The organism is Burkholderia sp. Bp9090, from assembly GCF_003857985.1.
Taxonomy (GTDB): Bacteria; Pseudomonadota; Gammaproteobacteria; order Burkholderiales; family Burkholderiaceae; genus Burkholderia.
This window is the reverse complement of the sequence record NZ_QTPV01000021.1, coordinates 1-25,708: the sequence shown is the minus strand read 5'-3', so window position 1 is coordinate 25,708 and position 25,708 is coordinate 1. Positions and strand designations below refer to the sequence as shown.

The window sequence follows — 25,708 nt, the reverse complement described above, 5'->3', positions numbered from 1 at the left end:
TGCACGGGCATACGGGGCGGCCCACTAAATCCGGTATCCGACCCGCAGCCAGCCCGCACAATACCATTCGTGCAGCAAGGCTGTCATCGAGGGAGCCCGGGATAGTGTTACAAACCGTTTCGCCTCCATGTGGCGGAGATTGGCCAGTTCGGGCAGCCATTCGCCGGCTTGCTCGAGCGGTTGTTCCTCGCCATTAATGAAGTACGATCGCGCGTTATACATCAATGCGGCGCGTCTGTCGAGATGCACGCCCCGGCGCGATGCCTGCGCGACGAACGCGGCCTCGGACAGCGGCCGCGCCGGCGGCTCGAATACGACGTTCGATTTGGGCTCGCTCAGGTAGCAGCCGAGGAATTCGGCGACGTCGCGCTTGCGCCAGCGGATCGCCTCGACGATCTCGGCGACGCGCTCGACCATCGCCGGCGGCAGTTGCGCGGGGGTGTCGACCGCCGGCTGCTTGGGGTCGCGGTAGAGCGCGTCGCCGCGCTCGTCGCGCAGGCCGCCGCGTTCCGCGAGGTAGTACAGGAATTGCGCGCCCAGCTCCCCGGCGGAAGGCGCCCGAAAGCCGATCGAGCAGGTCATGCATTCGCCCTCCGCTACGCCGTCGTGCGCGATGTGCGGCGGCAGGTACAGCATGTCGCCCGGCTCGAGCACCCATTCGTCGCTCGGCTCGAAATGCTCGAGGATCTTCAGCGGCACGTCCGGCTGCAGCGACAGGTCCTTCTGCGCACCGATGCGCCAGCGGCGCCGGCCTTCGACCTGCAGCAGGAATACGTCGTACGAGTCGAAGTGCGGGCCGACGCCACCGCCGTCCGTCGCGTACGAAATCATCAGGTCGTCGAGACGCGCGTCCGGGATGAAGCGGAAGCGGTCGAGCAGCGCGCGCGCCGTGTCGACGTGCAGGTCGAGCCCCTGCACGAGCAGGGACCAGGATTTGCGCGAGATGGCCGGCAGCGCGCCCGGCTCGAACGGGCCGTGCGCAAGTTGCCACTTGTTACGAAAATGGGTGATCAGCCGCGATTCGGCGTCATAGTCGGCTGCCAGCTCGAACAATGCGTCGCGCGTGACCGGCGGCTTCACGCCGGGGATCGCCTGGCGGATCAGCAGCGGCTTTTTCTGCCAGTAGCGGCGCATGAATTGCGCCGGCGAGAGGCCGCCGAGCAGCGGCGTGGGAAGATCGGAAGGTGGCGCGCCGAGCGGGGCGTCAGCGGCATCCCGCGGTTCGGCTTGAGACCGGTTGCGCATCGTATAATGAGACTTGTATTTGGGAGAATTGGATGAAAATCGCAAAAAACACCGTCGTGTCGGTCGCTTACAAGCTGTCGGATGCGCAAGGCAATCTGATCGAGGAAAGCGACGAGCCGATGGTTTATCTGCACGGCGGCTATGATGGCACGTTCCCCAAGATCGAGGAACAGCTCGACGGCCAGGAGCCCGGTTACCAGGCGCAGGTTCAGCTCGAGCCGCAGGACGCGTTCGGCGACTACGATCCCGAACTCGTGAAGATCGAGCCGCGCGATCGTTTTCCCGAGCCGATCGAAGTGGGCATGCAGTTCGAAGGCACGCCGGAAGACGGTGACGAGGAAGTGGATTCGCTGATCTACACGGTCACCGACATCGCCGAAGACAAGGTCGTGCTCGACGGCAACCACCCGCTCGCGGGCATGGCGCTGCGTTTCGCGCTCACGGTCAAGGACGTTCGCGAAGCGACCGAGGACGAGATCGAGCATGAGCACGCGCACGGCGCGGAAGGCCTCGAAATCGTCGACGAGGACGAAGACGAGGACGGCGACGCACCGTCAGGGCGCACCCTGCACTGAACTGGCGGGCAGGCCGGGCGCCGGCCCCGAGGCAGGGGGCGGCGCGGGCCACGAGGCGCCGCCCGGCGTCGTGCCGTCGCCCTGCAGCGGCGGCGCGACCGACGACGAGTCGGGCAGGGCCGGCAAGGCCGGGATCTCCGGCATCTGCGGCAGCGGGACCTCGTCGCGCGGCACGACCGGCAGCGCGGGCGGGGTTGGCAGATTCTTCGGCACGTCCTGCAGGCTCACGTTGAAGATCGTCTGCCGTGCCGGCGACACGTTGACCTTCACCCACTGATTCGCCGGCTGACGCGGTCCGATCGCGACACGCGTCACATTTCCCACCAGCACACCGTCGTCCGCATGCAGCGGGCGATCGATCAGGAAACCATTCGCAAGCGGCTCGCTGCTCGCGTGCATCACCAGAATCGGGCCGCGGAATGTCGCCGCCGCCTTCACCAGCGTTCGTTTCAGTTCACGGAAGCCATCGCGCACGCGCGGCCGGTTGAAACGCAACCACGCAAAGCGTTCGGTCCGCTCGTAGCGATCGAACTGCGGATCGCCTTCGAACATCACCACCATGGCGCGCGCTTCGCGCCGCTTCGCGTATTCGGCGGCGTGGTCGATCCAGAAGCCGTTCGCGACGATGCGGTCCTCGAATTCGCCGTTGCGGCCGCCGGCCGTCAGATAGTGATTGTTCGGCGCCGGTGCGTTCAGCGCGACGTAGACGACGTCGTCATGCATCCAGCGCGCGTTTTCGCGATACGGCCGGAACCGCGCGACTTCACTTTCACGGGTGATCTGCAGCGCGCCGGCGTCGGGCAGCGCGGCGTCCGCCAGCAGCGTCTGGCGCAGGAAGTCCAGGCGTTCGACCGGATCGTAGCTGCCGCCGGCCGCCGTGTTGCACGTTGCCCAGTCGTCGTGGCCGGGAATGAACACGAGCGGCACGCGCGATGCGTCCAGGATCGCGCCGCGCTGCGTGTACAGCGCGTCGCGGCACGCTTCCTTCGCACCCTTGAGGTCGCCCGCATAGACGACGAAGGCCAGATTGCGCTCGCGCGCGATCGATTCGAACAGCCGCTGCGCGGCCGGCTCGTCGGCCGGCGCGTTGATGACGCCCGACACGATCGCGAACGAGTAGGGGGCGGCGGCACGCTTGGGCGGTGCCGCGAGCGTGCTCACCTGCACGAGCGCGAGCGTCGTCGCGACCAGTGCGGCTGCGGCGGCGCGGGCCGGCCGGCCCGACGGGAGGCGTTTACGCGTGCCCGTCGACATCGTGCGAGCGGACGAGCGTGCGCAGTTCGTACAGCAGGTCGAGCGCCTCGCGCGGCTTGAGGTCGTCGGGATCGATGTCGCGCAGCTTTTCGAGTGCCGGATGCGGGGCGTCGGCCGGCGCCGGCGCATCCGCGCACGCGAGTTCGTCGGCCGCGGCGGGCGGCGCGCTGAACAGGTCGAGCTGCGGCGTGTGCTGGGCGGCCGACTGCTGTTCGAGATACGCGAGATGCTTGCGCGCGGCGCGGATCACCGGCGCCGGCACGCCCGCGAGTTGCGCGACCTGCAGCCCGTAGCTCTGGTTCGCCGGGCCTTCGTTGACCGCGTGCAGGAACACGATGCCGTGGCCGTGCTCGACGGCCGACAGATGGACGTTGGCCGCTTGCGGGAATTCGGCCGGCAGCTGCGTCAGCTCGAAGTAGTGCGTCGCGAACAGCGTGTAGCAGCCGTTTTGCGCGAGCAGGTGACGCGCGATGGCCCATGCGAGCGCGAGGCCGTCGAACGTCGACGTGCCGCGGCCGATTTCGTCCATCAGCACGAGGCTCTGCGGTGTCGCGTCGTTCAGGATCGCCGCGGCTTCGGTCATCTCGACCATGAAGGTGGAGCGCCCGCCGGCGAGGTCGTCGGCCGCGCCGATCCGCGTGAAGATCCGGTCGATCGGGCCGAAGCACGCCGATTTCGCGGGCACGTAGCTGCCGACGTACGCCATCAGCGCAATCAGCGCCGTCTGCCGCATGAAGGTCGACTTACCGCCCATGTTCGGGCCGGTGATCAGCAGCAGCTTGCGCTCGGCGCCGAACCGGCAGTCGTTCGCGATGAACTGCTCGACCTGCGCTTCCACGACCGGGTGGCGACCCTGTTCGATCTCGATGCCGATTTCGTCGGTGAAGGCGGGCGCGACCCAGTCGAGCGTGCGGGCGCGCTCGGCGAACGCGGCGAGCACGTCGAGCTCCGCGAGCGCCGACGCGACGCGCTGACACTCCGGAATGAACGGCAGCAGCGCCTGCAGCACGCCGTCGTACAGCGCGCGCTCGCGGGCCAGCGCGCGTTCCTGCGCGGACAGCGCCTTGTCCTCGAAGGTCTTCAGTTCGGGTGTGATGTAGCGCTCGGCGTTCTTCAGCGTCTGGCGGCGGCGATAGTCGTCGGGCACCTTGTCAGTCTGGCCGCGCGTGACCTCGATGTAGAAGCCGTGCACCTTGTTGTATTCGACGCGAAGGTTCGCGATGCCCGTGCGGGTGCGCTCGCGCGCCTCGAGATCGATCAGGAACTGCCCGCAGTTCTCGGAGATGTCGCGCAGTTCGTCGAGCTCCGCGTCGTAGCCGCGCGCGATCACGCCGCCGTCGCGCACCATCGCGGCCGGCTCGGGGGCGATCGCGCTCGTCAGCAGGTCGAGGCATTCGGCGGGCGGCGCGAGCGCCGCGTCGACGCGGGCAAGCGCATCCGCGTTCGCGACGATTGCGCTGATGCGCTCGCGCAGCGCGGGCAGCGCGGCGAACGTGTCGCGCAGGCTCGACAGGTCGCGCGGCCGCGCGGACAGCAGCGCGAGCCGCCCGGTGATCCGTTCGACGTCGGCGATCTGGCGCAGCGCGCTGCGCAGTGCGTCGAGGCTCGCGTTCGCGGGCGCGTCGAGCAGTGCGCCGATCGCTTGCTGGCGCGACTGCGCGGCGACCGACGCGCGCGGCGGATGATGCAGCCAGTGACGCAGCAGGCGGCTGCCCATCGTCGTGCAGCAGGTGTCCAGCAGCGAGTACAGCGTCGGCGATTCGGTACCGCGCAGCGTTTCGGTCAGCTCGAGGTTGCGGCGCGTCGCCGGATCGAGCCCGATGTATTCGGTTTCGTTCTCGACTTTCAGGCTGCGCACGTGACGCAATTGCTGACCCTGTGTGGCGGCCGCGTACAGCAGCAGTGCGCCGGCGGCTCCGCATGCGCTCGTCAGCGAATGCGCGCCGAAGCCGTCGAGGCCCGCGACGTCGAGCTGGTCGCACAGGCGCTGTGTGCCCGATGCGATATCGAAGTGCCATGCCGGCACGCGCTTGATCGCGCCGGCGCCCGCGGGCACGGCGTCGGTCGCGCCGTCCGCCGTCAGGATTTCGGCTGGCCGGATGCGTTCGAGCGCGGCGCCGAGCTGGTCGGGTTCGATCTCGGCGAGCCGCAGTGCGCCGCTCGCGAGGTTCAGCCACGCGAGGCCGATGTTGACCGCGACGCCGCGCTTGTTGTGGCCCGTGCACATCGCGAGCAGGTAGACGTCGTTCTTGTCGGACAGCAGTGCCGCGTCGGTCAGCGTGCCGGGCGTGACGACGCGCACGACCTTGCGCTCGACCGGCCCCTTCGACGTGGCGGGGTCGCCGATCTGCTCGCAGATCGCGACCGATTCGCCCATCTTCACGAGCTTCGCCAGATACTGTTCGACCGCATGATGCGGGACGCCGGCCATCTTGATCGGCGTCCCGGCCGAGGCGCCGCGTTGCGTGAGGGTCAGGTCGAGCAGGCGTGCGGCTTTCTCCGCATCCTCGAAGAACAGCTCGTAGAAGTCGCCCATCCGGTAGAAGACGAGCGTGTCGGGGTGATCGGCCTTGATGCGCAGGTACTGCTGCATCATCGGAGTATGGCCGGCGAAGGCTTCGGGCGACAGCGTGGTCATAGGTCAGGCAGGAAGTTGTTGCTTTGGTTGCCCGAGTTTACCAGTCGCTTCCATGTGCACGCGCGAAGTTCGCCGTTCGGCCAGTTGCCGGCGACGAGGGGGGGTAGTTCCGCGCAGGCAATTTCCGCTTCTCGGCGTCGGCATCGAGATTGTGGATCATCTCAATACGGGGCCGTTGACCGTAAGCGGGACGTCGGTCGTCCATGCACCGACCGGATTGATGGCCGATATCGGTCATTCGATCTCGTGCGGTGCAGCTGACTGCCGTCACTTTGCAGGTGCGGCCGTCGGTCGGATGCTCATGTGACTCGCAAGAGCCGCGTCGGCCACGCTCCTCAAACGTTGTCCATGCGCCAACGACGCGGCGTAACACCGGTCACGCGCGTGAATGTTCTCGTGAAGTGGCTCTGGTCGGCGAAGCCGCATGCATCCGAGATCATTTGCAGCGGCATCGACGATGTGCGCATGTACATCATTGCGCGTTCGATGCGCTGATTGATCAGCCAGCGATGGGGCGGTAACCCGGTGGTCTGATGAAAGGCCTTGACGAAGTGGCCACGAGACAGGCCGCACGCTTTCGCCACATCGGCGATCGAGATGTTGCCGGTAAGGTGTTCGAGCAGAAAGCCTTTCGCCACGCGCTCCTGCCACGCCGTGAGTTTGCCGGTCGACTTCTCCCGCCGCTCGCCGATGCCGCCGTACAGACGCGCGACATGCGTCTGGAAGGCGAGCGCGACGTGGTCGATAAACAGCTGGGATGCGTGCTCGGGCCGCGCCAGGGCGGGGAGCAGGGCTTGGCCCAGGCGATGGATGACCGGATCCGTCGCACTCAAATGCGGCGGCAAGTAAAGCTGGGGCCGCTGCCTGCCACCGATTTCATCGACTGTCTCCTCCAGCGTTCGGCGCGGGAGGTGAAAATGGATGCAGTCGAACGCCCCCTTCAGGTCGGAAACCCAGCTGCGATCGAGGTCGTGAATCGTGACGGTCCCTGCGTCATAGGGGACGAAACGAGCAACACGTCCGTCAAGCCACAATTCCTGTTCGCCGAACGCGCGCAATTGCAACACGATGAGATCGGCGTCTTCAAGTTCGTATGGCGCGGTTCGGCCAATATTTCTACGAGATGTCTGCAGTCGGCTGATGCCGACCTGGGCGTGCGGCAGCGTCTGCGTGACCACGCTTTGCCTGAGGTCGGCCGGCATGAAATCAGATGACGCGTTGTCCGACTGTGCGGCGGTCATGGATTCGTGGAAACGTGGAGAATTCGGCCGCGGAGTATACCAAAGCGAAATTTGGCCTGGCATCGGCCGTGTTCGGCACATTGACTACTAATGGCCGCGGCGCATCGCAAAGAGGGGGTAGCTTCGCGTGGCGAACCTTGTCAGGCAGGGTGCAGATACTGCTGGATCACCCGGCGCACGGACCTTCGTGCGCCGGGCCTGACGGGCAATATCAGGACGCGTGCGCCGACATCAGATCGAGCGCCACCGCCTGCGCGACCTCGATACCGTCGATGGCTGCCGAATAGATGCCGCCGGCATACCCGGCGCCTTCACCGGCCGGATACAACCCTTTGACGTTCACGCTCTGGTAATTGTCCTTGCGCCGGATCCGGATCGGCGACGACGTGCGCGTTTCCACGCCGGTGAGCACCGCGTCGTGCATCGCGAAGCCGGCGATCTTCTTGTCGATCTGCGGCAGCGCTTCACGAATGGCTTCGATCACGTAGTCAGGCAGCGCGGTGCTGAGGTCGGTCGGGCGCACGCCCGGCTTGTACGACGGCACCACGGAACCGAGCGACGTCGACGGCCGTCCTGCGATGAAATCGCCGACCAGCTGGCCCGGCGCGCTGTAATCGCCGCCTCCGAGTTCGAACGCGCGTTCTTCCCACTTGCGCTGGAACGCGATGCCCGCGAGCGGACCGCCCGGATAGTCCTCCGGCGTGATGCCGACGACGATGCCCGCGTTCGCGTTGCGCTCGGCGCGCGAATACTGGCTCATGCCGTTGGTGACCACGCGGCCCGGCTCGGAGGTCGCCGCGACCACCGTGCCGCCGGGGCACATGCAGAAGCTGTAGACCGCGCGTCCGTTGCTGCAGTGATGAACCACCTTGTAGTCGGCCGCGCCGAGCTGCTTGTGGCCCGCGAACTTGCCGAAGCGGCTGCGATCGATTAGCCCCTGCGGATGTTCGATCCGGAAACCCAGCGAGAACGGCTTCGCTTCGACATACACACCGCGATCGTGCAGCATCTGGAACGTGTCGCGTGCGCTGTGGCCCACGGCCAGCACCACGTGATCGCACCGGAGCGTTTCGCCGTTCGACAGCGTCAGCGAGCGCACCTTGCCCTGATCGATCTCGATGTCCTCGACCCGGGTTTCGAAGCGCACTTCACCGCCCAGTTCGTGGATGGTCGCGCGCATCTTTTCCACCATGCTGACGAGGCGGAACGTGCCGATGTGCGGCCGGCTCAGATAGAGGATGTCCTCCGGCGCGCCGGCCTTGACGAATTCGTCGAGCACCTTGCGGCCGTAGTGATGGGGATCCTTGATCTGGCTGTACAGCTTGCCGTCGGAAAACGTCCCGGCCCCGCCTTCGCCGAACTGCACGTTGGACTCGGGATTGAGGACGCTCTTGCGCCACAGGCCGAAAGTGTCCTTGGTGCGCTCGCGCACGGCCTTGCCGCGTTCGAGGATGATGGGGCGGAAACCCATCTGCGCGAGGATCAACCCCGCAAACAGGCCGCACGGCCCCATGCCGATGACGACCGGGCGCAGGAAGTTGCCGTGCTCGGGCGCCTTCGTGACGAAGTGGTACGCCATGTCGGGCGTCACGCCGCAATGCGGCGTGCCGGCGAGTCGCGGAAGCACGGCCGCTTCGTCCTTGACCTCGACATCGACGATGTACGTGAGCTTGATGTCGGAGCGCTTGCGCGCATCGTGCGCACGGCGGAACACCGTGTAACGGAGGAGCCCGTCTGCCGCCACGCCAAGCTCCGCGAGGCGCGCGCGAATCGCGGCTTCGAGGGCGCTCTCGGGGTGGTCGAGCGGGAGTTTAAGTTCGCTTAGCCGTAACATGAATATTCGGATACGGTCGCCACGAAGTCGTGGCGGTGTTGAGACGGGCGCGGGCGCGGCGCGGATTTACTCCGCTGCCGGATGCATGTAGCTGTAGCGGTTCAGGATCGGGATCATCTGCGCGTAGATCTTCGGATTCGCCGCGACGATCTCATGACGATGCAGGAAATCGGCGTCGCCCGTGTAGTTGCCGACGAGGCCGCCGGCTTCGGTGATCAGCAGACTGCCCGCCGCCATGTCCCACACGTTGATGCCTTGCTCGAAGAACGCGTCGAGACGGCCGGCCGCGACGTTCGCGAGGTCGAGTGCGGCCGCGCCCGGGCGGCGCAGCCCCGTGCAGGCCTGCGTCATTTCGGTGAACAGGCGCGCGTAGGCGTCGAGGCCGTCCTTCTCGCGGAACGGGAAGCCCGTGCCGACCAGCGCGTCCGCCAGGCGGTCGCGGCGGCCGACGCGGATGCGGCGGTCGTTCAGGTACGCGCCGCGGCCGCGGGTGGCCGTGAACAGGTCGTTCTTGTTCGGATCGTAGACGACGGCCTGCGTGACGACGCCCTTGTGCTCGAGCGCGATCGATACGCAGTAATAAGGGAAGCCGTGGATGAAGTTGGTCGTGCCGTCGAGCGGATCGATGATCCACTTGAATTCGGATTCGTTCTCCGATTCGCCCGATTCTTCCGCGAGGATCGCGTGGTCGGGGTAGGCGGTCTTCAGCGTCTCGATGATCGCCTCTTCGGCGGCCTTGTCCACTTCGGTGACGAAGTCGTTCTGCTGCTTCTTGCGGATCTCGATCAGGTCGAGGTCGAGGGAGGCACGGTTGATGATCTGTCCGGCGCGGCGCGCAGCCTTGACAGCGATGTTGAGCATGGGATGCATGAGCCTGGATCCTGTAGCCGGCGGCACGGGCCGCCACGAAGTGGAACACACCGCCCGGAACGGCGCAAAACGTGCCGGGCGAGATGAGACGCGAATTGACAAAGAGCAGGGTACGACCCGCGTCGCACGGGGTGCGGCGCGTAAACGCATGATTTTACCCGATTTTCGGGAGTTTCAGGTGACCGGGATGCGGGGAAACCCCCACTGGCCGTCCGGACGAGTGGGTTTGCCGGGGCGATGGCGATACCATACTGCCATTCTGACGAACCGAGTCGTATGTAGTGGAAACCCCGCAGAACCCCGCCGTGCCGTCCGAATCGGGCGCGGCTTCGTCCCCGCCGCTGTCCGGCGGCTTCACTTCCACCCGTTTCGTGCTCGTCGAGCCGAGCCATCCCGGCAATGTCGGGGCGGCCGCCCGCGCGCTGAAAACGATGGGTTTCTCCAGGCTCGTCCTGGTCGCGCCGCGCGTGCCGCACGTGCAGAGCGACCCCGAGGCGATCGCGATGGCGAGCGGCGCGGACGACGTCCTCGCGTCCGCGCACGTCGTGCCCACGCTCGGCGACGCGCTGTCCGGCGTCCACTGGTCGATCGCGCTGACCGCGCGCACGCGCGAATACGGACCGCCGCGCCTTGCGCCGCGCGCGGCCGCCGAACAGGCGCACACGCAGGTCGGCACCGGCGACATCGCGCTCGTGTTCGGCAACGAACGCACGGGCCTCGCGAACGAGCACGTCGAGCAGTGCAGCGCGCTCGCGCATATCCCGGCGAATCCGGCCTACAGTTCGCTGAACCTCGCGCAGGCCGTGCAGGTGCTCGCGTATGAACTGCGTGTCGCGTTCCTGGAGCAGGGGAGCGAGTCGCCGCGCGACGCGCAGCCCGAGGTCGGCACGCTCGCGCAGAGCGACGAGATCGAGCGGATGTACGCGCACCTCGAGAACGCGCTGGTCGCGCTCGATTTTCTCGACCCGCGCAACCCGAAGAAGCTGATGCCGCGGCTGCGGCGCCTGTTCGCGCGCACCGGCCTCGAGCGCGAGGAGGTCAACATCCTGCGCGGCATCGCGAAGCACATCCTGCTGAAGTCCGGCACGCCCGAAGGCGACGCATAAGCGGCCGAAGTACGCCGCGGCCGGGCGCTCATGCGTTCGGCGGATGCGCTCCGCCTGCAGCCGGCGTGTCGCATCGGCCGCCGCGACGGGGATGCCCGGTCCGTGCCCGGCCACCGGATGAACGCATAACCGCATAACCGCATAACCGCGTTACCTGGCCACGACGGGCGCCCCGCGCGAATACCCGCGCCGCCGACGGGGTGAACGCGCGACGCTGTGCGGCCGCGGGCGAGTGGCCCTACAATCGCCGAACATCATAAGCAAATTACCCGGCGCGATAACGACCGGCCGTTGCCGGCGGGCGTGCCGGCCTTTTCCCCAGCCCAGACCCGATCATGTTCACCAGACTGCGCGAAGACGTTGCGACGATTCGCGAGCGGGATCCCGCCGCTCGCAGTGCCTGGGAAGTGCTGACCTGTTATCCGGGGCTGCACGCGCTCGTGCTGCATCGCTTCGCGCATGCGTGCTGGCGCGCGAAACGCTACTGGCTTGCACGCTTCGCGTCGCAGGCCGGGCGCTTCCTGACGGGTATCGAGATCCATCCGGGCGCGACGATCGGCCGGCGCGTGTTCATCGATCACGGGATGGGTGTCGTGATCGGCGAAACCGCGATCGTCGGCGACGACTGCACGATCTATCAGGGCGTGACGCTCGGCGGCACGTCGCTCACGCGCGGCGCGAAGCGCCATCCGACGCTCGAGGCCGGCGTGATCGTCGGTGCGGGCGCGAAGGTGCTCGGCGGTTTCACCGTCGGCGCGGGCGCGAAGATCGGTTCGAACGCGGTCGTCGTGAAGCCGGTGCCGGCAGGCGGCACCGCGGTCGGCAATCCGGCGCGCATCGTGATGCCGGCGCAACCGAAGCCGCAGCCCGAGCGCGCCGCGTTCTGCGCGTACGGGATCACGCCGAACGCGGACGACCCGATGTCGCTCGCGATTCACGGCCTGATCGACCACGCGGCGAAGGAAAGCCGGCGCGTCGACGAGATCGTCGCGGCGCTCGAGCAGCTCGGCACGCATCTGGAAACGCTGCAGGGCGCGGACGCGGCGCGTCTCGATCTGCGCAGGCTGTCGGCGGTGCTGGAAGGCAAGGCGGTCGAGCGCCAGGCGTAACGCGGCGCGTGCCGGCGGCCGCCGGCAGCTGCGGTCGTGTCGCTCGCGTCAGTCGAGCGGCATCGCGTGGATGCCTTCGGCGTCGACGCGCAGATAGCCGCCGCGCGGCATGCCGTGGTCGAGATCCCAGTCGGGCAGTACCCAGCGAATCCCGCCCGGTTCGAGGTGGCGCGCGGGGCGATGCGTGTGGCCGTGAATGATCACGCTCGCACGGCTCTTCCGGAACAGCGCGGCGATGCCTTCACGCGTGACATCGTAGATCGCCGAAGCGGGGCGCATCCGGCCCGCTTCGCTGTTCGAGCGCATCCGTTGCGCGAGCGCGCGGCGCCAGCGGAACGGCCACGCGAGAAACAGCGCCTGCGCGACGCCATTGCGGGCAAACCGCCGAAATATCTGATAGCCGCGATCGGCCGTGCATTGCGCGTCGCCGTGGGTGAGCACGATGCGCTGGCCGAACGACGTGATCAGCGCCGGGTCGCGCAGCAGCATCGCGCCGGCCGCCTTCATGAAGCGCCGGCCGAGCAGGAAATCGCGATTGCCGTGCATCACGTAAAGCGCGATCCCGCGCTCCGAGAACGTATGCATCAGCGCGGCCATGCGTGCCGCGAACGGATCGTGGTCGAGCACGTCGTCGCCGATCCAGTATTCGAACAGGTCGCCGAGGATGAACACCGAGTCGGCGCTGTCGGCCGTGTATTTCACGAAATGCTCGAACGCGGCGACCGTCTTCGGAATCGCCTCGCTCAGGTGCAGATCGGAGAGAAACAGGAACGGGCGTGCGGCTTGCGCGTATTCGCGCTCGCCCGGCACGCCCGCGGAGACGCTTCGCGGCGGACTCTCCTGCAACATCGAAGTGCCTCCGTAACGGCTGTGGGTCAGACCACCACGGCCTTTTCGATCACGACGTCGTCGGTCGGGACGTCCTGGTGGAAGCCCGCGTTGCCCGTCTTGACGCCCTTGATCTTGTCGACCACGTCCTGGCCTTCGACAACCTTGCCGAACACAGCGTAACCCCAGCCCTGCGGCGTCGGCGACGAGTGGTTCAGGAAATCGTTGTCGTTCACGTTGATGAAGAACTGGGCGGTTGCCGAGTGCGGATCGTTCGTGCGCGCCATCGCGATCGTGTAGTTGTCGTTCTTCAGGCCGTTGTTCGCTTCGTTGTCGATCGGCGCGTCGGTCGGCTTCTGCTTCAGGCCCGGCTCGAAGCCGCCGCCTTGAATCATGAAGCCGTTGATCACGCGGTGGAACACCGTGCCGTCATAGTGGCCCTTCTTCACGTAGTTGAGGAAGTTCTCGACCGTCTTCGGTGCCTTCGCGGCGTCCAGCTCGAGCTTGATCACGCCGTGGTTCGTGTGCAGTTCAACCATGATGAATTCCTTCGGTGAGGCGGTTTAAATGGCACGCGGCCGGTCGTGCGACGCGGCCGCGTGTGGCGCCGGACGTGCCGGCAGGTGCTTATTTCGAAACGATGCTGGCCGATTCGATCAGGACCGGCTGGGCCGGCACGTCCTGCATCGGGCCGCGCGAGGTCGTCGCCACGCCTTCGATCTTCTTCACGACGTCGAGGCCCGACACGACCTTGCCGAACACCGCATAGCCGTTGCCGTCCGGGTTCGGGTAGTCGAGGCCGCTGTTGTCGACCGTGTTGATGAAGAACTGCGCGGTGGCCGAGTTCGGATCGCTGGTACGCGCCATCGCGATCGTGCCCGTCAGGTTCTTCAGACCATTGCGGCTTTCCAGCGGAATCGGCGCGCGGGTCGGCTTCTCCTCGAAGTTGGTCTTGTAGCCGCCGCCCTGGATCATGAAGCCCTTGATCACGCGATGGAAGATCGTGCCGTTGTACTGGCCGGCCTTCACGTAGTCGAGGAAGTTGGCGACCGTCTTCGGCGCCTTCTCCGGGTAGAGCTCGACACGGATGTCGCCCTGGGAGGTCTTCAGCTGCACGACGGGGTGCGCGGTGGCCGATTGCGCGAACGCGGGCGCGGTCGCGAGAAGGGCGGCGCCGCCAAGCGCCAGCAACAGACGTTTCATTGCGATCCTCAGGTTGGGAGGGAGGGAAGGTTGCGCCGCTTACTGCGATGGCGCGACGTACGGCGCTGCCAGCGCACCGGACGGACCGTTGAACTGGAACGTCGGCGACATCGGCAGCGTGGTGGTGCTCACGTTTGCGGCGGCACGATCGGAGTACGCGCGCGTGGCCGGCGTGACGGCGCGCGCGTTGGCGGCCGGCTTCGGCGGCGACACGATCTTCTGCAGGTCGGCGAGGCGCTGTGCGGTCGCGCCGCTCGTGCGGCCGAGCGCTTGCGCGCGCTTGTACGATTCGGCTGCGAGGCGCAGATAGAGGTCGCCGAGGTTCTCGTACGCGAGCGAGTAGCTCGGGTTCGATTGCGTCGCGGTGACGAGCGCGCTGCGCGCTTCGTCGTAGCGGCCGTGCTTCGCGTAGAGCGCCGCGAGGTTGTTGTACGGTTCGGGCAGTTCGGGGTAGGCCTGCGTGATCGCGACGAACTGCTGGATCGCGTCGTCGTCGCGGTTCAGGCGGGCGAGCACGGTGCCGCGCTTGAACTGCGCCTGCACGTCGTGCGGATTCGCCGCGATGCGCGCGTCGAGTTGCGCGAGCGCCTGTTTCCATTGCTTGCCGGAGATCGACGCGTCGATTTCGGGCGTGCCGTCGGCGGTGGCCGGGGCCTTCTGCGCATGCGCCGCGGGGGCCGCGAACAGCGTCAGTGCGACGCCCATGACGGCGGTCGCAACGAGGGTCGCAGCGCTCGGCGCGCGGCCGCGATGAGGTTTCATAGGCGTAAATCGGAATGTTATACTCCGAGCCATTCTAACAAAACGTCTGCGCGTTCCGGCGAGCGGCAGACAGTCTTTCTTTGCCTCTCGTGGCCGTCACCGCTGTGCTTGCAGCCTGACCGCCCCATGTGATAACGAGGACGCGCGGCGGCGAGCCGCAGCAGGTGGTCCGTCCGTTTCGCATGCTGGGCGAGCTTCGCCAGGGCGGTTTCCTTCGGCTCACGGTTCATCTCTATGGAATCACTGCGCATCTACAACACGCTCGCGCGTGACAAGCAAGTTTTCGTGCCGCGCCAGTCAGGCGAAGTGCGGATGTACGTATGCGGGATTACCGTCTACGACTATTGTCACGTGGGCCACGCGCGCATGCTGGTCGTGTTCGACCTCGTCCAGCGCTGGCTGCGTGCGATCGGCTATCGGGTCACGTACGTGCGCAACATCACCGACATCGAGGACAAGATCATCCGCCGCGCGGTCGAGAACGGCGAGACGATCAAGTCGTTGACCGACCGGTTCATCGGCGCGATGCACGAGGATGAGGCGGCGCTCGGCATCCAGCGTCCGGACATCGAGCCGCGCGCGACGCAGTTCATTCCGCAGATGCTCGGGATGATCGAGAAGCTCGAGGCGAACGGCTACGCGTACCAGGCGAGCGACGGCGACGTCAACTATTCGGTGCGCAAGTTCGCGAACTACGGGAAGCTGTCGGGCAAGTCGCTCGACGACCTGCGCGCGGGCGAGCGCGTTGCCGCAAACGATGCGAAGCAGGATCCGCTCGACTTCGTGCTGTGGAAGCGCGCGAAGGAGGACGAGCCCGACGGTGCGTCGTGGGCATCGAAGTACGGGATGGGCCGGCCGGGCTGGCACATCGAATGCTCGGCGATGGGCTGCACGCTGCTCGGCGAGCATTTCGACATCCACGGCGGCGGGCAGGATCTGCAATTCCCGCACCACGAGAACGAGATCGCGCAGAGCGAAGGCGCGACCGGCCAGACGTTCGTCAACTACTGGATGCACAACGGCTTCGTGCAGGTCGACAACGAGAAGATGTCGAAATCGCTCGGCAACTTCTTCACGATCCGCGAAGTGCTCGAGCGGTACGACGCCGAGGTCATGCGCTTCTTCATCGTGCGCACGCACTACCGGTCGCCGCTCAACTACAGCGACGTGCATCTCGACGACGCGCGCGCGTCGCTCACGCGCCTGTACACGGCGCTGAAGGATGTCGAGCCCGACACGCTCGCGCTCGACTGGAACGAGCCGCACGCGCAGCGTTTCGCGGCCGCGATGAACGATGACATCAACACGCCGGTCGCGGTGGCGACGCTGTTCGAACTGGCGGGTGAAGTCAATCGCACGCGCGATGCATCGCTCGCGCGGCAACTGAAACAACTGGCGGGCCTCCTGGGCCTGCTCGGCCGCGAACCGCGCGCGTTCCTGCAGCAGGGCACCGGTGCCGCGCAGGCGGGCGGGCTCGCAGCCGACGAAATCGAAGCGAAGATCGCCGCGCGTGTCGCGGCGAAGCAAGCGAAGGACTATGCCGAAGCGGACCGGATTCGGGCGGAACTGCTCGACGCCGGTATCGCACTTGAAGACAAACCGGGCGGATCGACCGAATGGCGTCGCGTATGAGCGCGATGCGTTCCACTGACCGATCCGTCAGGTAGGAGGCAGGATGGCAACGGCCAGAAAAGCGCCGGTCAGGCGTGCGACTCCGCTCGCCGCGCGTCCGGCAGCCAAGCGCGCGCCAGCGGCGAAGGCGGACGCGACGCGCGCCGTGCCGAACGGCGCGCTCAACGGTCATGCAAAGCCCGCGCGCGCGAAGGGCGTGGACGCGGCGCAGCCGGAGGTCGCGATGGCGGCCGCCGACGCGGCCCGCAAGGTGCGGGCCGCCGATGCGGCAGTCGACGGCGCCGATGGCGTCGTGCGTCCCGCGTACTGGGATAAAGCGAGCGCCGATCTCGTCAAGCGCGACCGCATCCTGAAGAAGCTGATCCCGAAGTTCGGCCCCGCGCATCTCGTGAAGCGCGGCGACCCGTTCGTCACGCTCGCGCGTTCGGTCGTCGGCCAGCAGATCTCGGTTCCGTCCGCGCAGGCGCTGTGGGCGCGCATCGAGGATGCGTGTCCGAAACTCGCACCGCAGCCGGTCATCCGGCTCGGCGCGGACAAGCTGATCGCGTGCGGGCTGTCGAAGCGCAAGACGGAATATATTCTCGATCTCGCGCAACACTTCGTGTCGGGCGCGCTGCACGTCGACAAATGGACGTCGATGGACGACGAGGACGTGATCGCGGAACTCACGCAGATCCGCGGCATCAGCCGCTGGACGGCCGAGATGTTCCTGATCTTCAACCTGTCGCGGCCGGACGTGCTGCCGCTCGACGATCCGGGCCTGATCCGCGCGATCAGCGTCAATTACTTCAGCGGGGAGCCCGTTACGCGCAGCGAGGCGCGTGAAGTGGCCGCCAACTGGGAGCCGTGGCGTACCGTCGCGACCTGGTACATGTGGCGCAGCCTCGACGCACCGGACGCCGACGCCGATTGACGGCTATCGGGTTTTAAACATCAATAGTTGAGAGCCGGTTTTGCACGTCGCCCGCGCGGGTAGAATACGCGCTGCCGCAAGACCCAAGGATTCGAACACATGAAGACCACGTTTCTGGATTTCGAACAGCCGATCGCCGAACTCGAGGCCAAGATCGAAGAGCTGCGATTCGTGCAGGACGACTCGGCTGTCGATATTTCGGAAGAAATCGAGCGGCTGTCGAAGAAAAGCCAGCAACTGACGAAGGACCTCTACGCGAACCTGTCGCCGTGGCAGGTCTCGCAGATCGCGCGGCATCCGCAGCGTCCGTACACGCTCGATTACGTTGCGGAACTGTTTACCGATTTTCACGAACTGCATGGCGACCGCGCGTTCGCGGACGACCTGTCGATCGTCGGCGGCCTCGCGCGCTTCGGCGGCCATCCGTGCATGGTGATCGGCCATCAGAAGGGCCGCGACACGAAGGAGCGCGCCGCGCGCAACTTCGGGATGCCGCGTCCGGAAGGCTATCGCAAGGCCGAACGGCTGATGCGTCTCGCCGAGAAATTCGGGCTGCCGATCTTCACGTTCGTCGACACGCCGGGCGCATACCCGGGCATCGGCGCGGAAGAGCGCGGCCAGTCGGAGGCGATCGGCCGCAACCTGTACGTGATGGCCGAACTGAAGACGCCGATCATCACGACCGTGATCGGCGAGGGCGGTTCGGGCGGTGCGCTCGCGATCGCCGTGGCCGACACCGTGATGATGCTGCAGTTCTCGACCTACTCGGTGATCTCGCCGGAAGGCTGCGCGTCGATCCTGTGGAAGAGCGCCGCGAAGGCGCCCGAGGCCGCGGAAGCGCTGGGCCTGACCGCGCATCGCCTGAAGGCGCTGGGCCTGATCGACAAGATCATCAACGAGCCGCTCGGCGGCGCGCACCGCGATCCGAAGGGCATGGCCGCGTTGCTGCGCCGTGCGCTCGCCGATTCGCTGCGCCAGTTCCAGGGCATGAGCATCGATGCGCTGCGCGAGCGCCGCTTCGAGCGCCTGATGGCCTACGGCAAGTTCAAGGAAACCACGCCCGGCGCATGACCGGCGTGTTCGCATCGCGCGCCGTCCGGCGCGCGTCTCGCTCGTGATCCCCCCGACCGAATTCTCCGCCGACCGTGTCGTCCTCGACGCGGTCGGCGTTGCGCTTGCCGATCTGCCGGCCGATGCGCGCATCGCGATCGCGTACAGCGGCGGCCTCGACTCGACGGTGCTGCTCGACGCGGCCGTGCGTGTGGCGGGCGCCGCGCGTTGCGTCGCGCTGCACGTGCACCACGGCCTTAGCGCGAACGCTGACGCATGGGTCGCGCATGCGCAGGCGACGGCCGGGCAACTTGGCGTCGCGTTCGAGTCGGAGCGTGTCGATGTGCCGCGCGACAGCGGCCTCGGCATCGAGGCGACCGCGCGCGAGCGCCGTTATGCGGCGCTCGACGCGATGTGCGAGCGCCACGGCGTGGCCGCGCTCTGGGTCGCGCAGCATGCGGACGACCAGGCGGAGACCGTGCTGCTTCAGCTGTTGCGCGGCGCGGGGATCGCGGGCCTGGCCGCGATGGCGCCGCGTTATCGGCCTGACGGCGCAAGCGTCGAGCGCGTGCGGCCGCTGTTGCGATTGTTGCGCGCGCAACTGGAGCGCTATGCGGCGCAGCGCGCGCTGACGTGGATCGACGACGAATCGAACGGCGACACGCGCTACGCGCGCAATGCGCTGCGCATCGACGTGCTGCCGGCGCTCGCCGTGCATTTCCCGGGTTTTCGCGATGCGCTGGGCCGCGCGGCCCAGCATGCGGCCGCCGCGCAGCGGCTGCTCGACGATCTCGCCGAACTGGATTTCGCCGGCGCCGCGCGCGACGACGGCCGCGCGCTGTCGCGCGATGCGCTGGTCGCGTTCGACGATACGCGCGGCGCCAACCTGCTGCGTTTCTGGATGCGCCGGCTCGGGCTGCCCGGTGCGTCGGCGGGGCGGCTGGCGAACATGATGCGGCAGCTGCGCGCCGCGCACGACGCGCATGCGCTGCGGGTCGATCACGCGGGGCAGTGCCTGCGGCTCTATCGCGACACCGTGTACTGGGAGGCGGGCGACAGCGCCGAGCCGGCCGACGACGGCACCGGAACGCCGCATCCCGAATCCTCGCTCGCGTGGGACGGCCAGGAAGTCTGGCGCGTGCCGGCATGGCGCGGCACGTTCGTGTTCGCGCCGGCCGAGGCCGGCAGCGACGGCGCGGTGCCGGAGGCGCTGCTGCGCGGCGCGACGCTCGCCGCGCGCGCCCGCGCGGGCGGCGAGCGGCTGCGTACGTCGCCCGGCGGCCCGGGCCGCACGCTGAAGAACCTGTTCCAGGAGCGCGGCGTGCCGGCCTGGCAGCGCGACGTGCCGCTGTTGTTTGCGGGCGAGCGGCTCGTCTACGTGCCGCGGCTCGGCGTGAATCACGGCGACGGGCTGGCCGATGCCGGCGCGTGGCGCCGGATCGAATGGCGTCCCGACCTGCTGATCGCATAGCGGCGACACGCTTGCCGCCGCGCGATCGCGCGCCGGTTTTCACCATTTGGTAAACAGCGCCGGAACGCTTGCCGAACCGGCGAGCGGCTTGTCAAGCGGGCCTCTATCGGGTACGCTCGGTCGTTTGCTCGGCTCGATTTTTGAGCGATTTGTGCAGGTTTTCCGCGTGACGTACCCGGTTTGCGCGGCCTGATCGGCCTTCCGGGCAAAATCCGTCACGCTTGCGTGTTGCGTCCCAGCCGTCCCCCTCGTCGTCCGTCCACAGCCACAAGCCGCGTGACCGAACGGCAACGCGGCCTGCCCAGCGCGCCCGTGCGGCTTCTCCTCCAGTTCAGAACGACAATGGCACTCATCGTACACAAATACGGCGGCACTTCGATGGGCTCGGTCGAGCGCATCAAGAACGTCGCGAAACGCGTCGCAAAATGGCATCAGGCCGGGCACCAGATGGTGGTCGTGCCGTCCGCGATGTCCGGCGAAACCAACCGTCTGCTCGGTCTCGCGAAAGAGATTTCGAGCCAGCCGAGCCCGCGTGAGCTCGACATGATCGCGTCGACCGGCGAGCAGGTCAGCGTCGGCCTGCTGTCGATCGCGCTGCAGGAAATCGGCGTCGAGGCCGTGAGCTATGCCGGCTGGCAAGTGCCGATCAAGACGGACAGCGCGTTCACGAAGGCGCGCATCCACTCGATCGACGACGAGCGCGTGAAGGCCGATCTGAACGCCGGCAAGGTCGTGATCATCACGGGCTTCCAGGGCGTCGATCCGGACGGCCACATCACGACGCTGGGCCGCGGCGGCTCGGACACGTCGGCGGTGGCGGTCGCGGCCGCGCTGGATGCCGAAGAGTGCCTGATCTATACGGACGTCGACGGCGTCTACACGACCGACCCGCGCGTGGTCGAAGAGGCGCGACGCCTCGATCGCGTGACGTTCGAGGAAATGCTGGAAATGGCCAGCCTCGGCTCGAAGGTCCTGCAGATCCGCTCGGTCGAATTCGCCGGCAAATACCAGGTGAAGACGCGCGTGCTGTCGAGCCTGACCGATCCGCTGATTGCGCTCGACGAAGAAATGCGCTCGGGCACCCTGATTACTTTTGAAGAAGACGAGACCATGGAAAAGGCAGTCATTTCCGGCATCGCGTTCCAGCGCGACGAAGCACGCATTGCGGTGATGGGCGTGCCCGACAAGCCGGGCATCGCGTATCAGATCCTCGGCCCGGTCGCCGACGCGAACGTCGACGTCGACATGATCATCCAGAACCAGAGCGTCGAAGGGAAGACGGACTTCACGTTCACGGTCGGCCGCGGCGACTACCAGAAGGCGATGGACATCCTCACCAACCAGGTGCAGGGCCATGTGAGCGCCGAGCGCGTGCAGGGCGACCCGAAGGTGTCGAAGGTGTCGGTCGTCGGCGTCGGCATGCGTTCGCACGTGGGCGTCGCGAGCAAGATGTTCCGCACGCTGTCGGAAGAGGGCATCAACATCCAGATGATCTCGACGTCCGAAATCAAGATTTCGGTGCTGATCGACGAGAAATACATGGAGCTCGCCGTCCGCGCGCTGCACAAGGCATTCGAACTCGACCAGGCCGCGTGAATTTTTTCGTGATGCATTGAAGAAAATGCATCACGGAAATTGACTCACGGTTCGAAACCCTATATTATCTCGTTCTCGTCGCACTGCCTCCCTGGTGCGAGCGAAAGTTTGGGAGACGTGGCCGAGAGGTCGAAGGCACTCCCCTGCTAAGGGAGCATCTGGGCCAAAACCTGGATCGAGGGTTCGAATCCCTCCGTCTCCGCCAAAAGCGGTGACAAAGCCCCGCAAGTTCTCGGACTTGCGGGGCTTTTTCTTTTCCGGCGTCGTTTCCGCACGCACCGCCCGGCGCCACGCTTCGTCCGGACAGCCAATCAATGCTCGACTCGAGCGGCGCTCATGCGCTAAATAGGCGTATCGCCTCGCGCGGCTCAATCGGGAGTTCCGGCACGCATGCATTCCGTACTGACCATCCTTTCGCACCGTCCCGTCGACGGGCTCGTCGACAATCACGAACGTTACGCGCGGGCCCACGGCTACCGGCACGCGATCGTCGACGGCACGCACGTGTACGGCGAGCGCCAGCAGGTGCTGCACAAGTACCACGCGATCATCGCGCAGCTCGTCGCGATGGAGCAGGGCGCGTTGCTGCTCGTGCTCGATCCGTTCTCGGTCGTGTTCGGCCAGCATGCGTTGCCGGCCGTCGCGGACGGTTATGACGCGATCGTCACGACGCAGACCTCGAAGTCGTCGTTGCCCGCCGCGAGCGGCATGATCTTTCGCAACGTGCCCGACGTGCGCGAGTGCTTGCGCAAGCTGGTGGTCGAGCTCGGCAAGTGGGCGATGCGCCTGCCCGAGCGGCAACACGCATGCGAGGCGACGCTGCTTGCCGAGCACTTCCCGCCGCTGCCGTTCGATCAGCCGCTCGCGACCGGCCATTTCGCGTCGGCCCAGACGGTATGGCGCGACGGGCTAGCGATCGACGCGGTCGTCGGCGCGCATCCGCTCGTGGCGCACCAGGCGCCCGAATGGCAGCAGATCGATGGCGTATGGGCGCCGACGCCCGACTACGACTTTCGCTACGTGCTCGCGCTCGTCGACGACGCGGCGCGTGTCCAGCGGGGCGAGCAGCCGAGCGCGATGGACGACTGGCGCACCGCGCAGCAACGCCCGCGCGAACCGGCGCGACACCTGAACCCGCATGCAAGCATTGCGTTCGTGAGCCTGCACACGTCGCACATCGCCGGTTACGGCGATCTTCACGAAGAGAACTTCGTTCGCTACTGCACGCGACACGGCTATGCGTACCACGCGTATCGCGAACCGCCCGCGCTCCTGCCGGCCGGCGTCGATGCGAACTGGGCGAAGCTGCACCTGATTCGCGAACATCTGCCGGATCACGCGTTCGTGTTCTGGGTCGACGCCGACATCCTCGCGATCGACCAGCGCCAGACGGTCGACGGCGTGGTCGACGGCCGCGATTTCGTGATCGGCACCGACCACACGGCCTGGGCGATCAACTCGTGCATGATCGGCGTGCGTAACGTCGCACCAATGCGCGAACTGGTCGAACGCATATGTGCGCGGATCGAGCGCATCGGCGATCGGTCGTCGGTCTATGCGAGCGGCGGCGACCAGCAGGCGATCTATGTCGAACTGCTGGAGGCGGGCATGATCGACGCGCGCTACATCGTCGATGCGATGTCGCTCGCGTCATCGCCGGTCTATGCGACGCGCGACAGCCGCTTCGTCCATTTCCCCGCGCAACACAACCACTATCGCGCGGTGACGATGCGCGTATGGGACAGGCTGAGCCATCAGCGCTGACGGAATGCGCCGCGATTTCCGGTGTTCCGGATCGCGGCGATCGGCGGCCGGTGAAATAAAAATGAAAGTATCCGTGTAAGGTTTGAATCGCTCTCATTCATCCTTCCCCGCATTCCACGCTTGCGCCCCGAAGAATCGGTCTTCCGGCCAAAAATGCGGCATCGCACCGATTCGTGCGCTCGGCGTCGCATCACAATACGAAAAATTACACATAAAAATCAGCGATCTATCCGGGCGTCGTGAAAAGCTCCTCTGCTGCGATGCAAAAAATAATCATTCGCCTTATGCTGGTTAACCCGATTGCGCTTGAGCGGCGTCAAGCTTTGCCCTGATTCCGCTTTACATTTTGCCAACATTGGCGGTCCGCGAAATCTATCTGTCGATTTGATTTCGTTTCCTTCGTCACGCCTGTTTCCGATGCAGCGCGCGACCCTCTCAAGGCCTGTTGACATGCATGATTTCCCCTTTCTGAGCCTGGCGATCTGGGTTCCGATCCTGTTCGGCGCGTGCCTGCTGCGCGCCGGTTCCGACCGTCATCCGCATCGCACGAGGCTGATCGCGCTGGTCGGCGCACTCGCGGGGCTGGCCGCCGTCGTGCCGCTCGTCACCGGTTTCGATTCGCACTCGGCCGCGATGCAGTTCGCCGAAACCCGCAACTGGCTGGCGGCTTTCAACGCCGGCTGGCGTGTCGGGATCGACGGCGCGTCGCTGTGGCTCGTCGTGCTGACCGCCTTCACGACGCTCGTCGTCGTGATCGCGTCGTGGGAAGCGGTGACGGTGCGGGTCGCGCAGTACTACGCGTCGTTCCTGATCCTGTCGGGGCTGATGGTCGGCGTGTTCGTCGCGCAGGACGGGCTGCTGTTCTTCATCTTCTTCGAGGCGACGCTGATTCCGCTGTACCTGCTGATCGGCACGTGGGGCAGGGAGCATCGCGTCTACGCGGCCGTGAAGTTCTTCTTCATCTCGTTCGCGGGTTCGCTGCTGCTGTTGATGGCGATGCTGTACCTGTACGCGAAGTCGCATACGTTCGACATGAACGCATGGCGCACGCTGCAGCTCGGCTTCGCGCCGCAGCTCCTGGTGTTCCTCGGTTTCTTCGCCGCGTTCGCGGTCAAGGTGCCGATGTGGCCGGTTCATACGTGGCTGCGCGACGTCTACACCGACGGCCCGACGGGTGCCGCGCTGATGCTCGCGATGCTCAAGCTCGGCGGCTACGGCTTCCTGCGCTTCGCGCTGCCGATCACGCCGGACGCGAGCCACTTCTTCGCGCCGGCCGTGATCGCGCTGTCGCTGTTCGCGATCGTCTACGCGAGCCTGATCGCGCTCGCCCAGACCGATCTCGGCAAGCTGCTCGCGTATTCGACGGTTGCGCACATGGGGATCGTCACGCTCGGGCTGTTCCTGTTCAACCAGATCGGCGTCGAAGGCGCGATCGTGCAGCTCGTGTCGTACGGCTTCGTCGCGGGCGCGATGCTGCTGTGCGTGAGCGTGCTGGTCGATCGCACGAAGCAGCGCGAGATCGCCGCGTACGGCGGCGTGGCGGGCGTGATGCCGCGCTTCGCGACGTTCGCGCTGCTGTTCGCGATGGCCAACGTCGGCCTGCCGGGCACGTCGGGCTTCGTCGGCGAGTTCATGGTCATCATGGGCGCGATCCGCGTCAACTTCTGGATCGGCGCGATCGCGGCACTCACGCTGATCCTCAGCGCGTCGTACACGCTGTGGATGGTCAAGCGCGTCGTGTTCGGCAAGATCGCGGGTCCGCGTATCGCGAAGCTCGCCGACCTGAGCCGTCGCGAGATCGTGATGTTCGCGTCGCTCGCGCTGATCGTGCTGATGGTGGGCGTCGATCCGAAGCCGTTCACCGACGCGATCGATCCGACCGTCGCACGGCTGATCGAGGAAGCGAGCCGTTCGAAGCTGCCGGCCGGGGACGGCGGCGCACCGGCGCAGCCGGCGTACATGGCCGCGGCGCACGGCTGAGCGCGTGACGCCGCGCACGAGGTCCGCATCGCGTGCCGATGCGGACCTCGTTGCGCGCGCATTCATCGGGGCAGGGCGGACACGAGCCCGCGGTTTTTCGCCGATTTCGGCCGTCTCAAGGCCCTCGGCGTGAGACCCGAGGCCCGCGGCCGCCTCCCGGCTGCGTGAAATTGCCCCGCGACAATCTGTCTCACTGCGGATTCTGCAATGATGATTTGTCGCACCCACCGGTTTTTCGCCGCGCCCGCGCGACGTATGATTCGGCCACTTTCGTGGATCGAATGCGCATCGGGCAAACGCAACGGATTCAATGACCCTCGGGCTGTGTGATGAAAAGAAGAGCTTCAAAAGGCTGGACGGCGCTGATATCGATCGGCGCGGCGCTGAGCCTGTCAGGCTGTAATTTAGATGTACTAAATCCGAAAGGAAGCGTCGGGGCCGCCGAAAAGGCGCTGATCGCGACCTCGACATGGGCGATGCTGATCGTCGTCGTGCCGGTGATCCTGCTCACGCTGTGGTTCGCATGGCGCTACCGCGCATCGAACCGCAACGCCGCCTATGCGCCGAACTGGTCGCATTCGACCGCGATCGAGGTCGTGATCTGGACGGTGCCGACGCTGATCATCCTGTTCCTCGG

At 66.5% G+C, this 25,708-nt stretch carries 20 protein-coding genes, 1 tRNA gene and 2 pseudogenes; 12 read left to right on the top strand and 11 right to left on the bottom strand.

Going from position 1 to position 25,708, the window contains the following annotated elements; all coding sequences use genetic code 11:
- Positions 1-24: 24 nt before the first annotated feature.
- Complete coding sequence (locus tag DIE16_RS19755) at positions 25-1,245, bottom strand: cupin domain-containing protein (RefSeq protein ID WP_124893277.1); 1,221 nt, start codon at positions 1,243-1,245, stop codon at positions 25-27.
- 32 nt (positions 1,246-1,277) lie between these two features.
- Between DIE16_RS19755 and DIE16_RS19750 the strand changes: the two genes are divergently transcribed.
- Positions 1,278-1,820, top strand: a complete 543-nt coding sequence (locus DIE16_RS19750) for a peptidylprolyl isomerase (protein ID WP_044847987.1) — start codon at positions 1,278-1,280, stop codon at positions 1,818-1,820.
- Here DIE16_RS19750 and DIE16_RS19745 read toward each other — a convergent pair.
- The 5 genes from DIE16_RS19745 to DIE16_RS19725 form a co-directional block, all read right to left on the bottom strand.
- On the bottom strand, positions 1,800-3,074 hold the full coding sequence (locus DIE16_RS19745) for a hypothetical protein (RefSeq protein ID WP_124893276.1): 1,275 nt from the start codon (positions 3,072-3,074) through the stop codon (positions 1,800-1,802). The two genes, DIE16_RS19750 and DIE16_RS19745, sit on opposite strands and share 21 nt — an antisense overlap.
- Positions 3,055-5,712, bottom strand: a complete 2,658-nt coding sequence (gene mutS / locus DIE16_RS19740) for a DNA mismatch repair protein MutS (protein ID WP_124893275.1) — start codon at positions 5,710-5,712, stop codon at positions 3,055-3,057. Before mutS ends, DIE16_RS19745 begins: the two co-directional genes overlap by 20 nt.
- Positions 5,713-6,047: 335 nt before the next feature.
- Positions 6,048-6,953 (bottom strand): AraC family transcriptional regulator, encoded by a 906-nt coding sequence (locus tag DIE16_RS19735; RefSeq protein WP_124893273.1) that lies wholly within the window; start codon positions 6,951-6,953, stop codon positions 6,048-6,050.
- A 211-nt stretch (positions 6,954-7,164) separates the two neighbouring features.
- Complete coding sequence (locus DIE16_RS19730) at positions 7,165-8,787, bottom strand: NAD(P)/FAD-dependent oxidoreductase (RefSeq protein WP_124893271.1); 1,623 nt, start codon at positions 8,785-8,787, stop codon at positions 7,165-7,167.
- A 66-nt stretch (positions 8,788-8,853) separates the two neighbouring features.
- Complete coding sequence (locus tag DIE16_RS19725) at positions 8,854-9,657, bottom strand: inositol monophosphatase family protein (RefSeq protein ID WP_044847980.1); 804 nt, start codon at positions 9,655-9,657, stop codon at positions 8,854-8,856.
- Positions 9,658-9,938: 281 nt separating this feature from the next.
- Here DIE16_RS19725 and DIE16_RS19720 point away from each other — a divergent pair, with 281 nt between their 5' ends.
- Together DIE16_RS19720 and cysE are read left to right on the top strand one after the other, a co-directional pair.
- Positions 9,939-10,763, top strand: a complete 825-nt coding sequence (locus DIE16_RS19720) for an RNA methyltransferase (protein WP_124522115.1) — start codon at positions 9,939-9,941, stop codon at positions 10,761-10,763.
- A gap of 335 nt (positions 10,764-11,098) precedes the next feature.
- Positions 11,099-11,872: a serine O-acetyltransferase gene (cysE, locus tag DIE16_RS19715; protein WP_044847978.1), complete on the top strand. Its 774-nt coding sequence runs from the start codon at positions 11,099-11,101 to the stop codon at positions 11,870-11,872.
- 48 nt (positions 11,873-11,920) lie between these two features.
- On the opposite strand, the gene DIE16_RS19710 is transcribed toward cysE, so the two are convergent.
- From DIE16_RS19710 to DIE16_RS19695, 4 genes are all read right to left on the bottom strand, one after another.
- On the bottom strand, positions 11,921-12,721 hold the full coding sequence (locus DIE16_RS19710; protein WP_044847977.1) for a UDP-2,3-diacylglucosamine diphosphatase: 801 nt from the start codon (positions 12,719-12,721) through the stop codon (positions 11,921-11,923).
- Between the two features lie 26 nt (positions 12,722-12,747).
- Positions 12,748-13,239: a peptidylprolyl isomerase gene (locus DIE16_RS19705; RefSeq protein ID WP_006483987.1), complete on the bottom strand. Its 492-nt coding sequence runs from the start codon at positions 13,237-13,239 to the stop codon at positions 12,748-12,750.
- Positions 13,240-13,327: 88 nt separating this feature from the next.
- On the bottom strand, positions 13,328-13,903 hold the full coding sequence (locus DIE16_RS19700; protein WP_012364186.1) for a peptidylprolyl isomerase: 576 nt from the start codon (positions 13,901-13,903) through the stop codon (positions 13,328-13,330).
- A 39-nt stretch (positions 13,904-13,942) separates the two neighbouring features.
- Positions 13,943-14,665 carry a tetratricopeptide repeat protein gene (locus DIE16_RS19695; RefSeq protein ID WP_185735488.1) on the bottom strand — a complete coding sequence of 241 codons (723 nt, stop codon included), beginning with the start codon at positions 14,663-14,665 and terminating at the stop codon, positions 13,943-13,945.
- A gap of 234 nt (positions 14,666-14,899) precedes the next feature.
- Here DIE16_RS19695 and cysS point away from each other — a divergent pair, with 234 nt between their 5' ends.
- From cysS to tilS, 4 genes are all read left to right on the top strand, one after another.
- Entirely contained in the window at positions 14,900-16,297 is a 1,398-nt protein-coding gene (gene cysS, locus DIE16_RS19685) for a cysteine--tRNA ligase (protein ID WP_044847975.1), read from the top strand.
- 43 nt (positions 16,298-16,340) lie between these two features.
- Positions 16,341-17,210 carry a DNA-3-methyladenine glycosylase gene (locus DIE16_RS19680; RefSeq protein ID WP_124488283.1) on the top strand — a complete coding sequence of 290 codons (870 nt, stop codon included), beginning with the start codon at positions 16,341-16,343 and terminating at the stop codon, positions 17,208-17,210.
- A gap of 99 nt (positions 17,211-17,309) precedes the next feature.
- Positions 17,310-18,281 (top strand): acetyl-CoA carboxylase carboxyltransferase subunit alpha, encoded by a 972-nt coding sequence (locus DIE16_RS19675; protein WP_006478433.1) that lies wholly within the window; start codon positions 17,310-17,312, stop codon positions 18,279-18,281.
- Positions 18,282-18,324: 43 nt separating this feature from the next.
- A complete protein-coding gene (gene tilS / locus DIE16_RS19670; RefSeq protein ID WP_124522113.1) occupies positions 18,325-19,731 on the top strand; it encodes a tRNA lysidine(34) synthetase TilS in 1,407 nt (468 codons plus the stop codon).
- 122 nt (positions 19,732-19,853) lie between these two features.
- Here tilS and DIE16_RS37550 read toward each other — a convergent pair.
- A pseudogene (locus DIE16_RS37550) lies at positions 19,854-20,091 on the bottom strand (hypothetical protein); the annotation flags it as partial.
- Here DIE16_RS37550 and DIE16_RS19665 point away from each other — a divergent pair.
- The 5 genes and pseudogenes from DIE16_RS19665 to DIE16_RS19635 form a co-directional block, all read left to right on the top strand.
- The gene (locus DIE16_RS19665; protein WP_040144529.1) at positions 20,074-21,327 is read left to right on the top strand and encodes an aspartate kinase; all 1,254 of its coding nucleotides are present in this window, start codon (positions 20,074-20,076) and stop codon (positions 21,325-21,327) included. The pseudogene DIE16_RS37550 and the gene DIE16_RS19665 sit on opposite strands and share 18 nt — an antisense overlap.
- A 111-nt stretch (positions 21,328-21,438) precedes the next feature.
- Positions 21,439-21,532: transfer RNA gene (locus tag DIE16_RS19660), tRNA-Ser, on the top strand.
- Between the two features lie 185 nt (positions 21,533-21,717).
- Positions 21,718-23,091, top strand: a complete 1,374-nt coding sequence (locus tag DIE16_RS19655; RefSeq protein ID WP_124893269.1) for a hypothetical protein — start codon at positions 21,718-21,720, stop codon at positions 23,089-23,091.
- Positions 23,092-23,541: 450 nt separating this feature from the next.
- Complete coding sequence (locus DIE16_RS19645) at positions 23,542-25,071, top strand: NuoM family protein (RefSeq protein ID WP_124488279.1); 1,530 nt, start codon at positions 23,542-23,544, stop codon at positions 25,069-25,071.
- Positions 25,072-25,400: 329 nt separating this feature from the next.
- A pseudogene (locus DIE16_RS19635) lies at positions 25,401-25,708 on the top strand (cytochrome ubiquinol oxidase subunit II); the annotation flags it as partial.